This window comes from Paraclostridium sp. AKS73 (genome assembly GCF_025671395.1).
Taxonomy (GTDB): domain Bacteria; phylum Bacillota; class Clostridia; order Peptostreptococcales; family Peptostreptococcaceae; genus Paraclostridium; species Paraclostridium benzoelyticum.
Window position 1 is genome coordinate 1 of record NZ_JAIXHU010000095.1, and the last position, 345, is coordinate 345.

Consider the following 345-nt stretch of genomic DNA (forward strand, 5'->3'; position numbering starts at 1 on the left):
GGCAGCTTCCCACCAAGTACCATCGGCGCTAAAGAGCTTAACTTCTGTGTTCGGAATGGGAACAGGTGTATCCTCTTTGCTATAATAACTAGATTATGTAAGTTCATTTTTGAACAAGTATTATAATACCATTTCAGTAAGCATTTGTCAACACTTTTTTGAAACAATATTTTACTTAATACTCTAAAAACTGAATAACATTTGTAAGATTAAAATTCACCGTGATCATTTCGCCAACGTCTAAATATTCATATGCATTCATATTTATCCCGTTGCTCAAATAATCTTGGTCAAGTCCTCGATCTATTAGTATCGGTAAGCTACATACATTGCTGCACTTACACC

Annotated in this window: 1 rRNA gene; it reads right to left on the reverse strand. The window is 34.5% G+C overall.

Going from position 1 to position 345, the window contains the following annotated elements:
• Positions 1-93 (reverse strand): 5S ribosomal RNA (gene rrf, locus LEQ07_RS19840); the annotation flags it as partial.
• Between the last annotated feature and the right edge of the window lie 252 nt (positions 94-345).